17 protein-coding genes are annotated in these 19796 nt (G+C 70.9%); 7 read left to right on the plus strand and 10 right to left on the minus strand.

What is annotated here, in order from left to right:
* Nucleotides 1-10 precede the first annotated feature (10 nt).
* A complete protein-coding gene (locus AC3WRN_RS08830; RefSeq protein ID WP_068097499.1) occupies nucleotides 11-784 on the minus strand; it encodes a glutaminyl-peptide cyclotransferase in 774 nt (257 codons plus the stop codon).
* A 30-nt stretch (nucleotides 785-814) separates the two neighbouring features.
* The gene (gene dbpA / locus AC3WRN_RS08835) at nucleotides 815-2194 is read right to left on the minus strand and encodes an ATP-dependent RNA helicase DbpA (RefSeq protein ID WP_068097497.1); all 1380 of its coding nucleotides are present in this window, start codon (nucleotides 2192-2194) and stop codon (nucleotides 815-817) included.
* Between the two features lie 95 nt (nucleotides 2195-2289).
* Between dbpA and folB the strand changes: the two genes are divergently transcribed.
* The 3 genes from folB (at nucleotide 2290) to AC3WRN_RS08850 (ending at nucleotide 4345) form a co-directional block, all read left to right on the plus strand.
* On the plus strand, nucleotides 2290-2646 hold the full coding sequence (gene folB, locus AC3WRN_RS08840) for a dihydroneopterin aldolase (protein WP_068097495.1): 357 nt from the start codon (nucleotides 2290-2292) through the stop codon (nucleotides 2644-2646).
* Between the two features lie 270 nt (nucleotides 2647-2916).
* Nucleotides 2917-3405: a 2-amino-4-hydroxy-6-hydroxymethyldihydropteridine diphosphokinase gene (gene folK / locus AC3WRN_RS08845; protein ID WP_068097607.1), complete on the plus strand. Its 489-nt coding sequence runs from the start codon at nucleotides 2917-2919 to the stop codon at nucleotides 3403-3405.
* 79 nt (nucleotides 3406-3484) lie between these two features.
* On the plus strand, nucleotides 3485-4345 hold the full coding sequence (locus tag AC3WRN_RS08850) for a DUF6159 family protein (RefSeq protein ID WP_492622689.1): 861 nt from the start codon (nucleotides 3485-3487) through the stop codon (nucleotides 4343-4345).
* 106 nt (nucleotides 4346-4451) lie between these two features.
* Here AC3WRN_RS08850 and AC3WRN_RS08855 read toward each other — a convergent pair whose 3' ends face one another.
* Both AC3WRN_RS08855 and AC3WRN_RS08860 read right to left on the minus strand, forming a co-directional pair.
* Nucleotides 4452-5198 (minus strand): pteridine reductase, encoded by a 747-nt coding sequence (locus AC3WRN_RS08855; RefSeq protein ID WP_492622690.1) that lies wholly within the window; start codon nucleotides 5196-5198, stop codon nucleotides 4452-4454.
* A 68-nt stretch (nucleotides 5199-5266) separates the two neighbouring features.
* Complete coding sequence (locus AC3WRN_RS08860) at nucleotides 5267-5950, minus strand: hypothetical protein (RefSeq protein ID WP_492622691.1); 684 nt, start codon at nucleotides 5948-5950, stop codon at nucleotides 5267-5269.
* A 195-nt stretch (nucleotides 5951-6145) separates the two neighbouring features.
* Here AC3WRN_RS08860 and AC3WRN_RS08865 point away from each other — a divergent pair, with 195 nt between their 5' ends.
* The 3 genes from AC3WRN_RS08865 (at nucleotide 6146) to AC3WRN_RS08875 (ending at nucleotide 10123) form a co-directional block, all read left to right on the plus strand.
* The gene (locus tag AC3WRN_RS08865) at nucleotides 6146-8332 is read left to right on the plus strand and encodes a TonB-dependent receptor (RefSeq protein WP_492622692.1); all 2187 of its coding nucleotides are present in this window, start codon (nucleotides 6146-6148) and stop codon (nucleotides 8330-8332) included.
* Nucleotides 8333-8510: 178 nt separating this feature from the next.
* Nucleotides 8511-9704, plus strand: coding sequence for a class I SAM-dependent methyltransferase (locus AC3WRN_RS08870; RefSeq protein ID WP_492622693.1), 1194 nt, complete (start codon nucleotides 8511-8513; stop codon nucleotides 9702-9704).
* Nucleotides 9701-10123 (plus strand): VanZ family protein, encoded by a 423-nt coding sequence (locus AC3WRN_RS08875; RefSeq protein ID WP_492622694.1) that lies wholly within the window; start codon nucleotides 9701-9703, stop codon nucleotides 10121-10123. Before AC3WRN_RS08870 ends, AC3WRN_RS08875 begins: the two co-directional genes overlap by 4 nt.
* On the opposite strand, the gene AC3WRN_RS08880 is transcribed toward AC3WRN_RS08875, so the two are convergent.
* The 4 genes from AC3WRN_RS08880 to AC3WRN_RS08895 form a co-directional block, all read right to left on the minus strand.
* The gene (locus AC3WRN_RS08880) at nucleotides 10100-12310 is read right to left on the minus strand and encodes an LTA synthase family protein (protein ID WP_492622695.1); all 2211 of its coding nucleotides are present in this window, start codon (nucleotides 12308-12310) and stop codon (nucleotides 10100-10102) included. The two genes, AC3WRN_RS08875 and AC3WRN_RS08880, sit on opposite strands and share 24 nt — an antisense overlap.
* A gap of 62 nt (nucleotides 12311-12372) precedes the next feature.
* Entirely contained in the window at nucleotides 12373-13620 is a 1248-nt protein-coding gene (locus AC3WRN_RS08885; RefSeq protein ID WP_492622696.1) for a multifunctional CCA addition/repair protein, read from the minus strand.
* Between the two features lie 68 nt (nucleotides 13621-13688).
* Nucleotides 13689-14336: a dihydrofolate reductase family protein gene (locus AC3WRN_RS08890; protein WP_068097466.1), complete on the minus strand. Its 648-nt coding sequence runs from the start codon at nucleotides 14334-14336 to the stop codon at nucleotides 13689-13691.
* Nucleotides 14337-14518: 182 nt separating this feature from the next.
* Nucleotides 14519-14905 carry a carboxypeptidase-like regulatory domain-containing protein gene (locus tag AC3WRN_RS08895; protein ID WP_068097463.1) on the minus strand — a complete coding sequence of 129 codons (387 nt, stop codon included), beginning with the start codon at nucleotides 14903-14905 and terminating at the stop codon, nucleotides 14519-14521.
* Between the two features lie 208 nt (nucleotides 14906-15113).
* Between AC3WRN_RS08895 and AC3WRN_RS08900 the strand changes: the two genes are divergently transcribed.
* Complete coding sequence (locus AC3WRN_RS08900) at nucleotides 15114-16670, plus strand: tetratricopeptide repeat-containing sulfotransferase family protein (protein ID WP_492622697.1); 1557 nt, start codon at nucleotides 15114-15116, stop codon at nucleotides 16668-16670.
* Nucleotides 16671-16673: 3 nt separating this feature from the next.
* On the opposite strand, the gene AC3WRN_RS08905 is transcribed toward AC3WRN_RS08900, so the two are convergent.
* Together AC3WRN_RS08905 and AC3WRN_RS08910 are read right to left on the minus strand one after the other, a co-directional pair.
* Nucleotides 16674-17612 (minus strand): complex I NDUFA9 subunit family protein, encoded by a 939-nt coding sequence (locus AC3WRN_RS08905; RefSeq protein ID WP_492622698.1) that lies wholly within the window; start codon nucleotides 17610-17612, stop codon nucleotides 16674-16676.
* An 18-nt stretch (nucleotides 17613-17630) separates the two neighbouring features.
* A complete protein-coding gene (locus AC3WRN_RS08910; protein WP_492622699.1) occupies nucleotides 17631-19667 on the minus strand; it encodes a transglycosylase SLT domain-containing protein in 2037 nt (678 codons plus the stop codon).
* Nucleotides 19668-19796: the final 129 nt, after the last annotated feature.

Consider the following 19796-nt stretch of genomic DNA (forward strand, 5'->3'; position numbering starts at 1 on the left):
CGGCCGGCGCTCAGCGCGCGGGCCGCTTCTTCAGCAGCCGGATCTCGAACAGCTTCGGCCAGCACTTGCCGGTGACGAACAGGCGCTTGTGCCGCGCGTCCCAGGCGATCCCGTTGAGCACGTCGTCGCCGGGATCCGGCAGCTGGCTGATGTCGAACAAGCCGCCGAGGTCGATCCAGCCCACCACGTGGCCGCTGGCCGGGTCGATCCGCGCGATGCGGTCGGTGAGCCAGACATTGGCGTAGATCTCGCCGTCGACCCACTCCAGCTCGTTGAGGTTGGTCACCGGCACGCCGTCGGCGGTGACGCGGATGCGGCGGACCACGGCCAGCGTTTCCGGATCGAGCACGCGCAGCACCGGCGTGCCGTCGCTCATGTACAGGTGCGTGTCGTCGCGGGTCAGCGCCCAGCCCTCGCCCGGGTAGCTGAAATTGCGTTGCAGCGCGAAGCTGGCCAGGTCGTAGACGAAGCCGGTCCCGCTCTTCCAGGTGAGCTGCACCAGGCGGTCCTTCCAGTCGACGATGCCCTCGCCGAAATAGCGCGCCGGCAGGTTGTGCCGCTGCACCGTCTCGCCGCTCGCCAGCTCCACCTTGCGCACGGTGGAGGAACCCGCCTCGCCGGTGCTCTCGTAGAGATAGCCGTCCTTGTAGAACAGGCCTTCGGTATACGCGCCGGTGTCGTGCGGATAGACGTGCACGACCCGGTAGCCGTAGACCGGGATGTCGGCGGCGTGCGCGGCCGCGCAGGCGAGCAGGGCGAGGAGGCAGGCGAACCAGCGCAGCATCGGGTCGGCTTCCGGACGGGTGGCGGGAGCCTAGCCTAGCGGACGCACGCGGAAGTTGCGGCCCTTGATCCGGCCGGCGCGCAGGCGCTCCAGCGCCTTGTTCGCCAGCGCGCGGCCGATCGCCACGTAGGCACGGGTGGCGAACACGTCGATCTTGCCGATGTCCTTCGCCTCCAGCCCGGCCGCGCCGGTAAGCGCGCCGAGGATGTCGCCGGGGCGCAGCTTGTCCTGCCGGCCGGCGTCGATCACCAGGGTCTTCATCGGCGCCAGCTGCAGCGTCTTGCCGCGCGGCGGCGCGATCTTCAACGCACGCCACGGCAGCGGCGCGCCGTTCAGTTCCTCGATGTTCGCCGCCTTCGGCCGCTCGCGCGGCGTGCACAGGGTGATCGCCAGGCCCGCCTCGCCGGCGCGGCCGGTGCGGCCGATGCGGTGGGTGTGGGTGTCCGGGTCGTGCGCCACGTCGTAGCTCAGCACCAGCGGCAGCGCGACGATGTCCAGTCCGCGCGCGGCCACGTCGGTGGCCACCAGCACGTTGCAGCTGCGGTTGGCGAAGCGCACCAGCACCTCGTCGCGGTCGCGCTGTTCCATGTCGCCGTGCAGGGCCAGCGCGGAGTAGCCGCGGCGGTCCAGCTCCTGCGCCACCGCATCCACGTCCTTGCGCATGTTGCAGAACACCAGCGCGTGCTGGCCGCGCTCGCCGGCCAGCAGCTGCGCCAGCGCATCAAGTTTCTGCGCGGGCTCCACCTCGATGAACTGCTGCTCGATCGCCGGTTTTTCCTCGACGGGCGCCTCCACCGTGACCTCGACCGGATTGTTCTGCACGCGCTGGCTCACCGCGCGGATCTCGTCCGGATACGTCGCCGAGAACAGCAGGGTCTGGTGGTGCTTGGCGATGCGCCCGACGATGTCGTCGATCGCCTCGGCAAAGCCCATGTCGAGCATGCGGTCGGCCTCGTCCAGCACCAGCACCTTGATGCCGCCGCCGTGCAGGCTGCCGCGCTTGAGATGTTCCTGCACGCGGCCGGGCGTGCCGACCACGATGTGCGGGTCATGCGTCAGCGAGGCCAGCTGCGGCCCCAGCGGCATGCCGCCGCACAGGGTCAGCAGCTTCACGTTCGGGATGTTCGCGGCCAGCTTGCGGATCGCCTTGCTGACCTGGTCGGCCAGCTCGCGGGTGGGGCACAGCACCAGCGCCTGCAACCGGATCGTGTCCGCGTCCAGCGCCTGCAGCAGGCCCAGCCCGAACGCGGCGGTCTTGCCGCTGCCGGTCTGCGCCTGCGCGATCACGTCGCGGCCTTGCAGCATCGGCGGCAGGCTTTGCGCCTGCACCGGGGTCATCCCGGCATAGCCGAGCGTGTCGACGCTGGCGAGCAGGGCGGGTTTGAGCGGAAGCGTGCTGAAAGCGGTCATCCGTGCATGATCGCATGGCGGCCGGCATGGCATGGGCTTGCATCCGGTCGCCGGCTCGCGGACCCTGTACGGCCATCGCCCCACGAATCGCCGCCATGGACACCGTTTTCATCGAAGACCTGCGCATCGACGCCGTCATCGGCATCTACGACTGGGAGCGCCGGGTGCGGCAGACGCTGTCGTTCGACATCGAGATGGCGTTCGACAACACCGTGCCGGCAGGCAGCGACGACATCGCGCTGACGCTGAACTACAAGGAGGTGTCCAGGCGCCTGATCGATTACGTGGGCGCGTCCAGCTTCGGCCTGGTCGAGACGCTGGCCGAACGCTGCGCGGGGATCATCCGCGAGGAGTTCGGGGTCGGCTGGGTGCGCCTGAAGCTGTCCAAGCCGGGCGCGGTGCGCGGCGCCAAGGCCGTCGGCGTGTGCATCGAACGCGGCACGCGGACTTAGAGCCTCTTGAATGCCTCCGCATAGCCCGCGTTGTCTTGCCGTGGCCGTCAGGTGGTGGCGCGTGGCGCAGCGCCTGCCTGGCTGGCAGGCCAAGCCGCGCGCTGCCGCATGGCGGCCACGGCAAGACAACCCGAAGGGCCGGGTCTGTTTGCCCGCATGCCAGCGTCATCACTCAGTCATGGACCGACGTCCACTCCTTCATTCTTCCTTGGCCTGCGCGCAAACAGCTCCCGGCGCGGGCCATGCGGAGGCATTCAAGAGGCTCTAATGATGGCGCGTGTCTACCTGAGCCTGGGTTCCAACCTCGAACCGCAGCGCCACCTGCCGGCGGCGATCGTCGCGTTGCGCGAGCGCTTCGGCGGGATCGACGTGTCGCCGGCGTATCGCAGCAAGTCGGTGGGCTTCGACGGCGCAGACTTCGTCAACCTGGCGGTGGGGCTGGACACCGGGCTGTCGCCCGCGGCGCTGAACGACTGGCTGCATGCGCTGGAGGACCGCCATGGCCGCCGCCGCGACGTGCCGCGCTATGCGGACCGCACGCTGGACATCGACATCGTGTTCTACGACGCCCTGGTGCTCGACGGCCCAGGCCACCTGCAGATCCCGCGCAAGGAGCTGCGGCACGCGTTCGTGCTGCGGCCGATCGCCGACATCGCGCCGGCGTTCCGGCATCCGGTCAGCGGGCGGAGCATGGCCGAGCTGTGGGCGGCGTTTCCGGCGGGGCACGAGCCGCTGCAGGTCGAAGCGCTGCCGGATTGAGTGAAGCGCACTGTCGCACGGATGCGGCGGGTGCTAGAAAGGGCGCACTCGCGATCCACGGACGAAGGGGGAGAGACGCATGGCCGGGAAATTCGCACGCAGTTGGGCGTTGATGAAGGCGAGCGCGGCGGTGCTGCGTTCGGACAAGTCGTTGCTGGTGTTTCCGTTGCTGTCGGGCCTGTGCACGCTGCTGGTGGCGGCCAGTTTCCTGGTGCCGGTCGGCATGGCGATGGTCGGCCAGCAGCAGGCCGGCGAGCAGATCGGGCGGCACATGTCGGCGGGCACCTACCTGCTGATGTTCTGCTTCTACCTCGTGCAGTACTTCGTGATCATCTTCTTCCAGACCGCACTGACCGGCGTGGCGCTGATGCACCTGCGCGGCGAGCCGGCCAGCGTGGGGGCCGGCTTCGCGCTGGCCCGCGCGAGGCTGCCGCAGATCCTCGGCTACGCGCTGATCGCCGCCACCGTCGGGCTGCTGCTGCGGATGGTGCAGGAGCGGCTCGGCCTGATCGGCCGGCTGGCGGCCGGCTTCATCGGGCTGGCCTGGACCGTGGCCACCTTCCTGGTGGTGCCGGTGCTGGCCAGCGAGGGCGTCGGCCCGGTCGATGCGGTGAAGCGCAGCGTGGAACTGCTCAAGCGCAGCTGGGGCGAGAACCTGATCGGCAACGGCGGCATCGGCGTGGTGTTCGGCCTGCTGATGGTGCTGGCGGTGCTGCTCGGCGCGGCGTTGATCGGCGGCGCCGTCGTGCTGCAATCGGCCGCCGCGATCGTGCTGGCGGCAGTCGTGGTGGTGCTGGGGCTGACCCTGCTCGGGCTGGTCCAGGCGTCGTTGCAAGGCATCTACTCGGCCGCGCTGTACCGCTACGCGGAAGCGGGCGAGGCCAGCGTCGGCTTCGACCAGGCGCTGCTGCAGCAGGCCTTCGCGCCGAAGAAGAAGTAACCGGTACGCGGACCACGCAACCGCGAAGCCCGAGCATGCCGCAATACCCTCCCCTGCTCTGTAGGGGAGGGCAAGGCTGGGGTGCTCTTGGTGCTCTTCGCGAAACTCACACCGACAGCGTGCGCCCGCCGTCCACGCGGATGATCTGCCCGGTGACGAACGGCGCATCGCGCAGCAGCCACAGCACCGCGCCGGCGACATCTTCCGGCGTGCCGGCGCGCTGCAGCGGGGTGCGTGCCAGCATCGCCTGCTGGTCGGCGTACGGCTTGCCGTCGCTGGGCCACAGCACCGCGCCGGGCGCCACGCCGTTGACGCGGATCTCCGGACCCAGCTCCAGCGCCAGCGAGCGGGTCATCGCGGCCAGCGCGGCCTTCGCCATGCAATACACGGTGTGTTCCGCCAGCGGACGCTCGGCGTAGATGTCGATCATGTTGACGATGCCGCCGCGCGCCTCGCGCAACGCCGGGATCGCCGCCTGGCTGAGGAAGAACGGCGCCTGCGCGTTGGAGGCGAACAAGCGGTCCCATTGCTGCGGCGTCGCCGTGCCCAGCGGCGTGGGAAAGAACGCCGAAGCGTTGTTGACCAGCGCATCGAGCCGTCCATAGTGCGCCAGCAATTGCGCGATCAGCGCCGGCAACGCCGGCAGTTCGGCCAGTTCGGCCTGCAGCAGCAGGGTGCTGCCGCCGCGCTGTCGCTCCAGTTCGCCGGCCAGCGCGCGGACGTCGTCGGCGGAGTGGCGGTAGTGCAGCGCCAGGTCGTAGCCGGCCGCGTGCAGCGTGCGCGCAGTCACGGCGCCGACGCGCCGGCCGGCGCCGGTGACCAGGGCGACGGGGCGATCATGGCGTGGCGGCATCGTGCGGCTCCGGCGGCTATGCAGGCCCCAGCTTGCCGCAAAGGCGGCAGCGCGTCATCCCGCGCGGCTCAATCAGCCGGCGGCCTGCGCGGCGCGTGGTCGGCAGCCTTGTGCGCGGTGGCGGCGACCTTGCGCGCTGTACCGGCGTCCTCGAACGCGAACTCGCCCTCGAACATCGCGATCGCGGTGCGGGCGACCTGTCCGGTGTCGTGGTGCGCGTAGGCGCCGACGCCGAGCGCGCCGATCACCGGCAGCCAGCGCGCAACCCCGCTGCCCAGCGTGCGCCGGGTGAGCTTGATGCCGACCTGCCTGGCGATGCGCTCGACCACGCCGTACGACGCCTGCCGGAACACCAGCCGGTCGCCCATGCGCACCACCAGGTCGCGGAATGCCTGCGCGGTGGTGTGGCGGAACAGGCACCACAGCATCTGCTCGCGGCCCAGCGTGGCGTGGCGGCCGTAGGCCGCGGCGATGTCGCTGACCATCTGCGCCTGGATCTTCCAGATCGCGAGCAGTTCCGGCAGCAGGGTCAGCCAGCCCAGCGGGCCGGGCGGCAGCGCCAGCGAGCCGGCGGTGAGCGCGGCGCGCCGGGCGGCGCGGCTGGCCAGCCGACGCACTGCGTCCGCGGGAGCCGTGCTGCCGGCGACCGAGCTGTCCGGCACGTGGCTGACGAAGTCCAGGATCGCCTCGGCGATCCGGCCGCGCTCGGCCGGTGCGATCACCGCGGGTACCTGCTTGCTGTGCCGGGTCATGTGCGCGATTCCGTGGCCTCCATCGGCGCAGTCTAGGAGCCCGGCGTGAAGCGCGACCCAACGGCGTGCCGTGCCGGCCACGGTTCCCCCGCCAGGCATGACTTTCGGCGCAGGCAGGGTGGGATAACATTCAGTAATGTTATAACATCACAAATCTTCCATGTGCGCCTTGTTCGTTCCTTGCCGGGATTCCTGATGAAACCTTCCATGCTTGCCCTGAGCCTCGCCGTCGCGCTGGGCACGACCGCCGTCCGCGCTACCGGCGCGGCCCCGCCGCCGTCCGCCGATGCTCCTGTCGCCGCCGCGGATACGGAAAGTCGTACCGAGGGCGGCAGCCGCAACAAGCCGTCGGCCCAGGTGAAGGATCTCGGCGCGGTCTCGGTGACCGGCGCGCTGGACCAGGCGCGCAACGCGCTGTCGCCGGATACCGGCTCCAGCCAGTACGTGATCGACCAGCAGGCGATCGCGCAGCTGCCGCTGGGCGCCTCCACGCCGGTGAACCAGGTGCTGCTGCAGGCACCGGGCGTGGTGCAGGATTCCTACGGCGGCGTGCACGTGCGCGGCGACCACGCGAACCTGCAGTACCGCATCAATGGCGTGATCATCCCCGAGTCGATCGGCGGCTTCGGCCAGAGCCTCGACGCGCGCACCATCCGCACCGTCAAGCTGCTCGACGGCGCGCTGCCGGCGCAGTATGGCCTGCGCACCGCGGCCGTGGTCGACATCACCACCAGGAGCGGCAGCGAACTGGGCAATGGCGGCAGCGTGGGCATCACCGGCGGCAGCAACGGCACGCTCAGCCCGAATGCGTCGGTCTGGGGCAGCAACGACCGCTGGAGCTGGTTCCTCACCGGCAACACCATGAAGAACGACGCCGGCATCGAGAACCCCACGCCGAGCAAAAAGCCGATCCACGACCACACCAACCAGGCGAAGGGCTTCGGCGACATCAGCTACCTGATCGACAACGACACCCGCCTGAGCTTCCTGTTCGGGGCGGCCAACAACCGCTTCCAGATCCCCAACAATCCGCACCAGACGCCGCAGTTCGGCTATCTCGACATGGTGGACTTCAACTCCGCCGATCTCGATGGGCGCCAGCGCGAGAACACCCGCTTCGGCGTGCTGGCGCTGCAGGGCAAGCTGGGCGCGACCGACTACCAGGTGTCGGTGGGCCAGCGCTACAGCAGCCTCGCCTACAGCCCGGACCGGATCGGCGAGCTGATGTTCAACGGCGTCGCCTCCGCCGTCAGCCGCAGCAACCGCGCCAGCACCCTGCAGGCCGATTTCGCCACGCCGCTGGGCGACCGCCATACCCTGCGCTATGGCATCTACGGCAGCTTCGAGCGCGCCATCAGCGGCAACAATGCCTGGGTGTTTCCCGCCGACGCCGGCGGCAACCAGACCAGCACCACGCCGATCAACATTCTCGACGGCAGCCGCCTCGTGGCGAAGACCTGGTCGGCCTACGTGCAGGATGAATGGAGCATCGGCGACGACTGGACGCTGAACTACGGCCTGCGCGGCGACCGCTACCAGCTGGTGCGCAGCGAGAGCCAGCTGAGCCCGCGCCTGGGCCTGGTCTGGCAGGCCACCGGCAGCACCACCGTCCACGCCGGCTACTCGCGCTACTTCACTCCGCCGGCGACCGAGATGATCGCCAGCTCGAACATCGCCAAGTTCGACGGCACCACCAATGCCGTGTCGGACATGGGCAACAACACGCCGCTGGCCGAGCGCTCGGATTATTTCGACGCCGGCATCTCGCAGAACATCGGTTCGGCCTGGACCGTCGGCGTGGACGCCTACTACCGCAAGGTGCGGCGCCTGCAGGACGAAGGCCAGTTCGGCTCCGCGCTGGTCTACTCCACCTTCAACTACGAAGCGGGCCGGGTGAAGGGCGTGGAGTTCACCGCCAACTACGAGCACGGGCCGCTGTCCGCCTACTTCAACGCGTCGCTCGGCAAGGCGATTGGCAAGCGCATCATCACCAGCCAGTACAACTTCGCGCCGGACGACCTGGCCTGGGTCAACAACCACTGGATCTTCCTCGACCACGACCAGAGGCTCACCTCGTCCGGCGGCATCAACTACGCGCTGGACGACGGCACCAGGATCGGCGCCGACTACCTGTTCGGCAGCGGCCTGCGCAAGGACGGCGCGGTGCCGAACGGCGCCTCGTTGCCGGCGTACTTCCAGCTCAACCTCAACCTGTCGCACGACTTTGCGTTCGAGCGCTTCGGCAAGCTGCACACCCAGCTGGCGCTGATCAATGCGCTGGACCGCACGTACGAACTGCGTGACGGCAGCGGCATCGGCGTCGGTGCGCCGCAGTTCGGCCCGCGCCGCGGCGTGTACCTGAGCCTGCAGAAGGATTTCTGATCTCCTTCGCAACCCGCATTCGTTTGTAGGAGCGCACCCTGTGCGCGATGCTTTTGCGCGACGTGACGAAGAGCATCGCGCACAGGGTGCGCTCCTACGGTTGCATCAGGGGGAGTTGGCGCGAGATGCGCAAGCCCATCCGCTATGCTTGCCGCGTTTTTCATGACCGGCAACGACCATGTCTTCCCGCCTCCCCGAACCGACGGCCGAAGAACGCGCCCATTCCGACCGCCTGCTGCAGTTGCTGCGCGAGCAGATCGCCTCGCACGGGCCGATGCCGTTCTCGCAGTACATGGAGCGCTGCCTGTATGCGCCGGGGCTGGGCTACTACAGCGCGGGGCGCACCAAGTTCGGTGCGGCCGGCGATTTCGTCACCGCGCCGGAACTGGGCGGCCTGTTCGCCGGCTGCGTGGTCAACGCGGTGCAGCCGGTGCTGGCGATGCTGGGCGAGCAGGCGGATTTCCTCGAGCTGGGCGGCGGCAGCGGCGCGTTCGCCGAGGCGGCGCTGAAGGCGATGGCGGCCAGCGGCACGCTGCCGCGGCAGTACCTGATCCTGGAGCCCAGCGCCGACCTGCGCGAGCGCCAGCGCGAGCGGCTGCGCGCCAACCTGCCCGCCGAGCTCCACGCCCGCGTACAGTGGCTGGATCGCCCGCCCGAAGAGGACTGGCGCGGCGTGCTGTTCGCCAACGAGGTGATCGACGCGCTGCCGGCCACGCGTTTTGCGATGCGCCAGGGCGAGGTCTACGAGGAGCACGTGGCGCTCGATGGCGAAGGCCGGCTGATCCGCGTCGACCGCCCGGCCGACGCGCTGGTGGCCGGGGCGGTGCGCCACGTCGAGCGCGACCTCGGCGTCGATTTCACCGATGGCTACCGTTCGGAGATCCTGCCGCAACTGCCGTACTGGGTGCAGGCGGTGGCCGGCGCGCTGGCCGCCGGGCTGATGCTGTTCATCGACTATGGCTACGTGCGCCGCGAGTACTACCTGCCCGAGCGCGACGACGGCACCTTGATGGCGCACTATCGCCACCACGCGCACAACGACCCGCTGTACCTGCCGGGCATGAACGACCTCACCGCCTCGGTCGACTTCACCGCGCTGGCCGAGGCCGGCAACAGCGCCGGCTTCGGCGTGGCGGGCTACCTGCCGCAGGCGCAGTTCCTGATTGGCGCGGGCTTGCAGCAGGTGTTCGAGGAGGCCCAGGCGAAAGTCGCCGACGAGCACGGCCGCTACCGGCTGGCGCAGCAGGCGAAGCGGCTGATGCTGCCCGAGCAGATGGGCGAGCTCTTCCAGGCGATGCTGCTGGCACGCGGCCTCGATGCGCTGCCGCTGCCGGCCGAGCTGCTGGCCGCCGACCAGGGCGGGCGGCTTTGAGCCCACGCGCGCCGTCGCAACCGCCGGTGCGGCTGCGCTGGCACGTCTGGTGGGTGCTGCTCGGCGCGCTGATCATGCTGTGGACGCTGTGGATGGCGCTGACCCCGGACCCCGGCATCACGCTGGATTTCCCGTACGGCGACAAGCTGCTGCACGCGACCACCTTCTGCTGCCTGATGGGCTGGTGGGGCAACGTCTATCGCGAGCGCCGCCCGCGCGGCTGGGCCGCGCTTGGCTGCCTGGCCTTCGGGGTCTTCATCGAGTTCGCGCAGTGGCTGGATCCGCCGCGCGACGCCGATGCGCTGGACGTGCTCGCCGACGGCGCCGGCATCCTGGTCGCGCTGCCGTTGCTGCGCACACCGCTCGCCAGCGTGCTGGCGAGCGTGGAAGCGCGTTCAGTGCGCCGGCAGCGGGACTGAACCGGCCGCTGCCGGCGTCGTCGCCGAACCGGCCGCCGCAGGGGCCGCGACGGGCTTCGCCGGCAACGGTTCCACCGGCGTGGCGTCGGCCGGGCGGCGCGCCAGCTGGCCGCGCTTGAACAGCTCGCTGGCGACCTGGTAGTAGGCCACCGCCTGGTCGATCTGTTCCTCGTTCTGCGGCACGATCGGGGTGGCATCGCCGCTGGCGTAGTCCGGCTTCATCTGCTCCAGCTTGCGCTGCGGCTCCAGCACGGTGAGCACGTCGTGGTGCAGGTAGCCGAGCTTCTCGTAGGTGGCCGGGAAGGCGCGCTCGCGGCCGGGCTCGAGCTGGAACAAGTCGTAGCCGAAGAAGCGCGAGCGGTAGCTGAAGTTGAGCAGGCCGAGCAGGGTCGGCGCGATGTCCACCTGGCCCATCAGGCGGTCCACCCGCTGCGGCGGGATGTGCTTCGGCGCGTAGATCCACAGCGGCACGTGGTAGCGGTTCACCGGCACGCTGGTCTTGCCCGCGCTGGAGGCGCAGTGGTCGGCGGTGATCACGAACACGGTGTCGTCGAAATACGGTTTCTCCCTCGCGCGCCGGATGAAATCGCCGATCGACCAGTCGGTATACGCCACCGCGCCCAGGCGGGTGCCGTTGGCCTGCTTCACGCGGCCTTCCGGGAAGGTGTACGGCCGGTGGTTGGAGGTGGTCATGACGTGCAGGAAGAACGGCTTGCCTTCGGCATGGATCCGGTCCATCTGGCCCAGCGCCAGCGTGTACAGGTCCTCGTCGGCCACGCCCCACACGTTCTCGCTGTGGATCGCGGCGGTCTTCGGGATGTCGCGCCGGTCCACCGCGCGATAGCCGTTGTGGCTGAAGAAATAGTTCATGTTGTCGAACTCGCCGTAGCCGCCGTAGACGAAGTCCGACTGGTAGCCGCGATCGTTGAACACGGTGGCCAGCGAGAACAGGTTCTCGTTGCCGTGCTCCTTCAGCAGCGAATCGCCGGGCGTGGGCGGCACCGACAGCGACAGCGCCTCCAGCCCGCGCACGGTGCGCGTGCCGTTCGCGTACAGGTTGTCGAAGAACAGGCTCTGGCCGACCAGCGAGTCGAGGTAAGGCGTGATGTGGTCCGGGTTGCCGAACGTGCCGAGGTAGTCGCCGGACAGGCTCTCCACGCTGATCAGCACCACGTTGAGGCGCTTCTCCGGGCCGACCCGGCGGATCGCGCGGGTGAGGTCCTGCGGGTCGTCGCTGACGTAGGTCGCCTCGGGGGTCTTCAGCATCTCGCGCACGCGGCGGAATGCCTCGTCGTCCGGCAGCGTGCGGTAGAACTTCGCGTAATCGAGGTGGCTGCTGCGGAACGCGTTGAAGAACTGGTAGATGCCGTTGCCGGCCAGCTCGTTGACGTAGTTGTTGCCGGTGCGATCCTTCATGCTGCCGTTCACCGCGGCCGTCGAAATCGTCGTCAGCACCAGCCACAGCAGGGCCACCTTGCCGCGCTGCCAGAAGCGGCTGCCGTCGTCGCGCACGTGCAACGCGCGCCGGCCGATCGCGAACAGCACCAGCGTGCCCGCCGCCAGCAGCGCCAGCCAGCGGCCGATCGGGTAGGACTCGCGGATGTTGCCGATCACCTCGTTGGTGTAGACCAGATAGTCCACCGCAATGAAGTTGAAGCGCACGCTGAACTCGTTCCAGAACACCAGCTCGGACGCCGCCACGAACAGCAGCCCGTACAGCAGCGCCAGGGCCAGCCCGTACAGCACCCACTGGCCGGTGCGCGAGGCATAGGCGAAGCCCGGCAGCGGCAGCACCAGCAGGAACGGCAGCACCAGCGGCCAGGTCATGCCCAGGTGCGCGCGGTAATGCAGGTACAGCGCGCCCAGGCACAGCGCGTACACCAGCGCCAGCACCAGCAGCCACGCCAACCAGCGCGCCAGCCCGGACACGGTGGCGTGCCGCGTCGGCACCAGCCACAGGAACAGCACCATCGGCCACGCCACGTAGACGAAGGTGACCAGGTCGTAGCCCAGGCCCACGCCGAACGCGTACAGCAGGTTCAGCGGCGTATGCGGCACCTCGCTGCCGGACATCGCCAGCAGCACCACGCGGGTGGCCAGCGAGACGATCAGGAAAACGACGGCCAGCCACCACAACGGGCGGAAACGCTGACGCAGGGGCGAGGTCGGGGTGAAGGCGCGCGGCACAGGCAACTCCAGCTGGGATCATGAGAGCGATGCATGCCCGGGCGGGCATGGATATCCGGGCTTTATACCGCGGATCCGCTTGGCGAAGGATGAGTCCGCAGCGCGGCGATGGCCTCGACGCGGGCCCGCTCCATCGCCTGGCCGATCGCCGGGCCGGCCAGGCCCTGCGCGACGAAGCCGGCGGCATCCACCGCCGCGGCCGCCGCGCGCGCGGCGCGCAGGTACGCCGCTTGCGGGTAGTCGTCGTCGCCGTGGCCGAGCCGGCCGCGCTTGTCGGCGGCGCAGGCGGCGAGGAACGCGTCCAGCCGGGCCGGCCGGCGCAGGGCGTCCAGCGCGCCCAGCAGCTTCAGCACGGTGGCCGGCTTCAGCTCGAACGCGCGGTGCGCGTTCAGGTGCTCGCGGCAGACCAGTTCGGCCAGCGCGGCGTGCTCGTTCGGCACCTTCAGCCGCGCGGCCAGCGCGTGCAGCGGCGCCACCCCGCGATGCTCGTGGCCGATGTGGCGTGGCAGCTCGCCGGCCGGGGTCAGCGCCTTGCCGAGGTCGTGGGTCAGCGCGCAGAAGCCCACCACGTCGTCGCCCGGCGCCAGTCGCGCTGCCGCGTCCAGCACCATCTCCAGGTGCACGCCGGTGTCGATCTCGGGGTGGAACTCGGCGCGTTGCGGCACGCCGTACAGCGCGTCGACCTCGGGAAACAGCACGGCCAGCGCGCCGCATGCGCGCAGCACGCGCAGGAACATGGACGGCTGCGGCTCGCCCAGCGCCTTGCGCGTCTCCGCCCACACGCGTTCCGGCACCAGGTGGTCGACCTCGCCGTCGGCCACCATCTGCCGCATCAGCGCCATCGTCTCGTCGGCCACCGTGAAGCCCAGCGGCGCGAAGCGCGCGGCGAAGCGCGCCACCCGCAGCACTCGCACCGGGTCCTCGACGAACGCCGGCGACACGTGGCGCAGCACGCGCGCCTCGAGGTCGCGCACGCCGCCGAACGGATCGGTCAGCGCGCCGTGCCCGTCCTCGGCGATCGCGTTGATGGTGAGGTCGCGCCGGGCCAGGTCCTGCTCCAGCGTGATCGTCGGGTCGGCCTGGAACACGAAGCCGTGGTAGCCGCGTCCGCTCTTGCGCTCGGTGCGCGCCAGCGCGTACTCCTCACCCGTCTGCGGGTGCAGGAATACCGGGAAGTCCTTGCCCACCGGCGTGTAGCCCAGCGCCAGCAATTGCTCCGGCAACGCGCCGACCACCACGTGGTCATGGTCCACCACCGGGCGGTTCAACAGCTTGTCGCGGACCGCGCCGCCGACCAGGTAGATGTGCATGGGGGGATTCTGCCATGCGCTCGCGCCGAGCCGTCAGGATCAGGCCGCCCGCCGCGCCGCGACGGCCGTCACGTGCGCCTGTGCAGGAAAACGTGGCAGGCGCGCTCGCCCATCACTTGCCGGGTGCAGGCGTAGCCCAGCGCCGGCAGGTCGATGCCGGCGAGCAGGTGTTCGCCGCGGCCGAGCAGCACCGGGCGCAGGGCGAGGTGCAGTTCGTCGACCAGGCCGGCGCGCAGGTACTCCCGCACGGTGGCCACGCCGCCGCCGAGGCGCACGTCGCGGCCGCCGGCCGCGTCCTGCGCCTGGCGCAGGGCGGACTCGATGCCGTCGGTGACGAAGTGGAACGTGGTGCCGCCGGCCATGCGCAGGCTGGCGCGCGGATGGTGGGTGAGCACGAACACCGGCACGTGGTAGGGCGGCTCGTCGCCCCACCAGCCTTGCCAGCTTTCGTCCGGCCAGGGGCCGCGCACGGGACCGAACATGTTGCGTCCGAGGATCCAGGCGCCGATGCCGGCGAAACCCTGTTCGGCGAGGTCGTTGTCGACGCCGCTCTCGCCACTGTCCTCGCCCTGCATCCGCCGCCACAGCCGGGTGGGGAAAAACCATTCCATCAGTTGGGGGCCGCCGACGCCGAGCGGATGCTCGAGATCCTGGTCCGGCCCGGCGCCGTAGCCGTCGATAGAAAGCGAAAAACTCTGCACTCGAAGTTTAGACATGTCGTGGTCCGCCGCGCCGCCGCTCGATGGGATGAAAGCAATTTAAGGCAATTCAAGAGGACGGAGGCAATTAATGCGGCCCTTCGTTACGGATCGGCCGCGTGGCCGACTGGCTACGGGCCTGCCCGCTGTCTTCGCCGTTTGATTACCTCCGTCTCCCCGTGCAGCCCGGCCGCGGCCGCCTACCGCATACCGGAATCGCAGACGATGGCCACGCGGGCGATCCGGTTCGTGCGGATCGTGACCTCGACGGTTTCGCAACGCGGCCACGCGGCGTGCCGAACGTCGACGCCGACCTCGTACGTGCCGGCGGGCACGGCCACGGTGAACTGCCCCTGTTCATCGGTGATCGCGCGGGCCACGACGCTTCCCCGGGCGTCGCGCAGCTGCACCGTTGCCCTGCGGTAGGGGCTTGCGTCCGGCCCGCCCGCTCGCTGCGGCCCGGGGCCGGCGGGCGACATGCGCACCGTCCCGCCCACTCCGGTGACATGGCTCGCACCCATGCCGGCCCATGCCAGCACGGCGATTGCACCGATGCCCAGTACGTACGTGCGGATTCCGTGGCCCATGGGATCGACTCCGGCAGGTTCGGCTTCGAAACGCACCACGGCCGAAGCAAGCGTCTGATACCTGCCGTGGCGTGCGCAAGCCTAACCGTTTTCGAGGCCGCAGGCCGCGCCTGTGTTCCAGGCCGTGCGCGGCGTGGCTTTATGCTGCCGCCACCCTCACGTAAGCTGGCGCCGTGAAGTGAAAGGCGGCCACAGGGGGCTTCCGGGCATGGTGGACAAACAGGCTCATCCGCTGTTGCGGGATCGCGCCGTGGGCCTGTCGGCGGAACTGGTGCGCCAGCTCGACGAGGCGGTGGACGCGGTCGATCGCCGGCAACCGGAGCAGGCCGAGGCGTTGCTGGCGGAATTGCTCGCGCGGGAGCCGGCTTGTGCCGAAGCGCGGCGCCTGCTGGGCGTGGTGCAGCAGCTGCGCGGCGAGCATGCGCTGGCGGTGGCGAACCTGCGGCAGGCGGTGGCGCAGAACCCGGACGACGCGCTGGCACAGATGAACCTGGGCATCGCGTTGCAATCGGTGGGCGAACCGGAGGCGGCGCTGGCCGCGCTGCGGCGCGCCTGCGGGCTGGCGCCCGATTTCGCGCCGGGCTGGTTCAACTACGGCCAGATGCTGCTCGCCCTGGGGCGGCCGGTCGGCGCGATCACGGCGCTGCATCGGGTACTCGACCATGACCCGGACCACCCCGCCGCGCGCCTGGTGCTGGCCGAAGCGCAGGCCGGTCTCGGCGCGGCGGCCCAGGCGGCGGCGAATTACCGCGAGGTGCTGCAGCGCCGGCCGGCCAGCGCGGAGGCGTGGACCGGCCTGTGCAACCTGGCCGGCGAGCGCTTCGGCGCGGACGATGTCGCCCGGCTGCGGCAGGTGCTGCAGACCGCGTTGCCGACGCCCGCGGTGCGCACCGCGCTGGGCTTCGTGCTGGCGCGGGCGCTGGAGGACCAGGCCGAATTCCACGAGGCGTTCCGCGTGCTGCGCAAGGCCAACGCGCAGGCGCGCCGGCAGGTGCAGTGGAACGCGAGCGCGGAGCATGCCCGCGCCGAGGCGATCCTGGCGGCCTTCGCCAGTCCGCTGGACGGCGCGCGGGAGGCGTCGGCGGACGGGCAGGTGGTGTTCGTGGTGGGCCTGCCGTGTTCCGGCGCCGCGCTGGTGGCGCATTCGCTCGCCGCACACCCGCAGGCCGGCGGCGACGACCGGCCCGACCTGCAGCAGGTGATCCAGGCCGAGTCGCTGCGCCGCGGCCCGGTGGGCGCGCGGCGCGCAGGCACGCAGACGCCGGAAGACTGGGCGCGGCTGGGGCGCGACTACCTGGCGCGCAGCGACTCCCGCCGCGGCGGCAAGCCGTGGCTGGTCGACGCCTGCCTGCCGAACTGGCTGCTGCTCGGCGCGGCCATGACGATGCTGCCGCAGGCGCGCGTGGTGAACGTGCGGCGCGACGCGCTGGAGACCTGCTTCGACTGCTACAGCCAGCTGTTCGCCAGCGGCAACGAGTTCAGCTACGCGCTGGACGACCTCGCCGGCTACTGGCACGACTACGACCGGCTGCTGCGCCACTGGCAGGCGCTGTATCCCGGGCGCGTGCTCGAGCTGACCGGCGAGTCGCTGCTGGCCGAACCGGAAGACCAGCTGCGCCGGGTGCTGGCGTTCTGCGGGCTGGACGACGATCCGGCCTGCGCGGCCAGGCTGCGGGCCGAGCGCGGCGCGCGTGCGGACGTGGCGCGCGGCGCGCTGTACGGCAGCGAGCTGGACCGCTTGCGGAAGTTGCTGGACGCCGCCTGAGATTCAGCGCCGCCGCCTGCGCTGCGCGGCCAGCCGGCGTTGCCGCGGCGGCTCGTTGAGCAGCACCGGCAGCCACGGCGTCAGCGCTTGCGGCGCGATGCCCAGCGCGGCGTAGCCGTCCACCTTGCCGACCGAGTCGGTGCGCAGCGAGCGGAAGTTGTCCAGCGAGAAGGGCTTGCCGGGCAGCAGCTCGGCGAACCGCGCCTGCAGGTGGCCGAGGCTGTCGGGCAAGGCGATGACCGGCGTGCGCAGGCCGGCGGCCGCGCGGATCGCGCGCACGATCTCGCCCAGCGTGAGCACCTCGGGGCCGTACAGCTCGAAGCTGCGCCGCACGCCCAGCTTCTCGTGGTCGACGCAGCGGGCGATCGCCTCAGCCACGTCGCCCGCCCAGGTGGGCGCCATCCGCGCCTGCGCGCGCGCCAGCGGCAGCGCCGGCATCTGCCGCAGCAGCTTGGCGAAGCGGCTGACCAGGCCGTCGCCGCGGCCGAAGATCACGCTGGGCTGGTAGATCGTCCATGCCAGCCCGGAGGACTTGACCAGAGCCTCGGCCTCGCCGCGGGTCTTCAGGTACTGCGACAGGCCCTGGCCGGCCTTCAGCGAGCTCATCTGGTGCAGGCGCTCCACGCCGCTGGCGTGGCAGGCGGCGATCAGCCGGCGGGCGAGTTCCACGTGCGCGCGCTGGAAGCTGTGCCGCCCTCGCGGGTTGAGGATGCCGACCAGGTTGATCACCGCGTCGGCGCCGGCGAGGTGCCGGCGCAGCACGTCGTCGTCGTAGACGTCGGCGCTGCGCACGCTCACCCCGGGCAGCACGCCGAGTTCGCGATGCTGCTCGCGGTTGCGGCTGAGCAGCACGATGCGGTGGCCGTCGGCGGCCAGCCGCGGCACCAGATGGCTGCCGACGAAACCGGTGCCGCCGAGGATGACGAGTTGCCGTGCGCTCATGCGAAGGCTCTCCTGAACTCAGGGCGTGGCGGCCGCCGCGCTGGCCGCTGCGGCCGGGGCGACGGCCGGCGGGCAGTCAACCGGGCGGCGCACCGTCGCGGCGGTCGGCAGGGCGTACGGCTGGCCGATCGCGCTCATGCGGTCGGCCAGCGATACCACCGGGCCGCCGCTCAGGCGCCAATCGTAGATCACGCTGAACGCCATCACCCGCGCCACGTATTCGCGGGTTTCCTTGAACGGCATGGTAGCCACGAACAGGTCCGGCGCCAGCGTGCCGCGCGCGGCCAGCCACTGCTCGACCTTGTTCGGCCCGGCGTTGTAGGCGGCGCTGGCCAGCCACGGCGAACCGTTGAAGCGCGCGGCCATCTGCGCCAGGTAGCGCGTGCCCAGCGCAATGTTGGTGACCGGGTCGTACAGCGTGTCGCCGCCGCCCCAGTCGAGGCCGTTGCGCTTGGCCACCAGCGCGGCGGTGGACGGCAGCAGCTGCATCAGGCCGCGCGCGTCGGCGCCGGATTGCGCATCGCTCACCCAGGCGCTTTCCGCGCGCAGGATGCCGTAGGCCCAGGCCGGCTCGACGCCGGCCTGTTCGGCCTGCGGCACCAGGCCGTCCTGGCTGGCCAGCGGGAAGCGCAGCTCGTACAGCCGCAGCGCCTCGCCGCTGTTCAGGACGAACACCGCGCGGTCGTACCAGCCGCGGCGGTTGGCCAGCACGACGGCTGCGCGCTGGGTGGCCGGGTCGGCATCCTGCAGCGCGCGCGCCCATTCGCGCCGGGCCGGCTTCGGCAGGTCCACCGCGTACAGCTCGAAGGCGCGGCGCAGGCCGGGGTTGGCCAGCAGGGCCTGCTCGCGCTGCGGGTCGTCGGTCGGGGGCAGCGGGCAGATCGCGTACGGCCGGTCGAGCCGGTCGGCGGAGAGGAAGCCGAAGAAGGTGGCCTGCCCGGCCTGGGCCTCGAACAGCCGGCGTGCCTCGTCGCCGCGGTTCAGCGCGGCCAGCGCGCGGGCGCGGAAGTAGCGCCACTCGCCGTCTTGCTGCTGGTCGGCGGGCATCGCGTCGATGGCGGCCAGCACGGCGTTCCAGTCCTGCCGGGCCAGCGCCACGCGGACCCGCCATTCGCGGGTGCCCTCGGACTGCGCGGCGGCGGGCAGCGCGATCAGCCGGGCCAGCGCGCCGTCGTCGAAATCGGTGGCATGGAACAGCGCCAGCGTGCGCAGGATCCGGTTGCGCTGCGTTTCGCTGAAGGCGAAGTGCGAGCGCAGTTGCTGCCACGCAGTGTCGGCGCCGTCGACCTGGCGCCGGGCCAGCCGGGTCAGCGCCAGCGCGGCGGCCTCGCGCTGGCGGGGCTGGTCGGGCCAGCCGGCGGCGGCGGCCAGGGCGGCGGCCGGATCGCGCAGCGCCAGCGCCAGTTGCTGTGCGCTGCGGCGGCCGGGTTCGCCCAGCCAGTCGGCCAGGCTGGCGATGGTGCCGGCCTGGCCGGCGTCGGCGGCGCGGTCGATCCGCGTCCACAGCCGCGCATCGGTGAGCAGGCCCTGGTCGTGCGCGGCGCGGAGTACCGGGTCGCAGGCGTCGGGCAAGCTCGGCCGGGTCCACAGCTCGGCCAGGTCGCGCTCGAAATCCAGCGCGGCGCCGCCGGCCAGCCGCGCCTGCAGCGCGTTGCAGCTCAGCGCATCGCCGAGGCCGGGCTGGTACAGCGCGAGGAAGCCGCTCCAGTCCTGGCGCCGCGCCAGTTCCAGCAGGAACGCGCGGCCCAGGTCGGCGGCGGGGATCCAATCGGGGTATTGGCGGAGATACGCCTCCACGCTGGCGCGGTCGACCTGCCGGATGTCGTGCTGCAAGGCCGCGGCCGGCAGGTACGGATACAGCGGATAGTCGCGCAGGCCGCCGGCCAGGCCGCGCCAGCCGTCGCCACCCTGTTGCGCGGCGGCGTAGGCCTGCTTGAAGGCCGCGCGCTGGGCGTCGACGGGTTCGGCGGCCTGCGCCAGTACGCCCGTCAGCAGCCAGCCGGCGACCAGCAGCCAGACGAGCAGGATGCGCCGCGGCGGGAAGGAAACGGACATGGGGGCTCCTGCGGTGGATCGCGGGCAGTGTAGTCGATGCGCCTGAACCGCTTGTCGCGGTGCCGTGAGCGCGTGGCGCCGGCCGGCGCTGGTAAGCTGCGGCGTTTGGCTTCCAGCATCCACGGGATC

It is taken from the genome of Rhodanobacter sp. FW101-FHT13A11 (assembly GCF_058790335.1).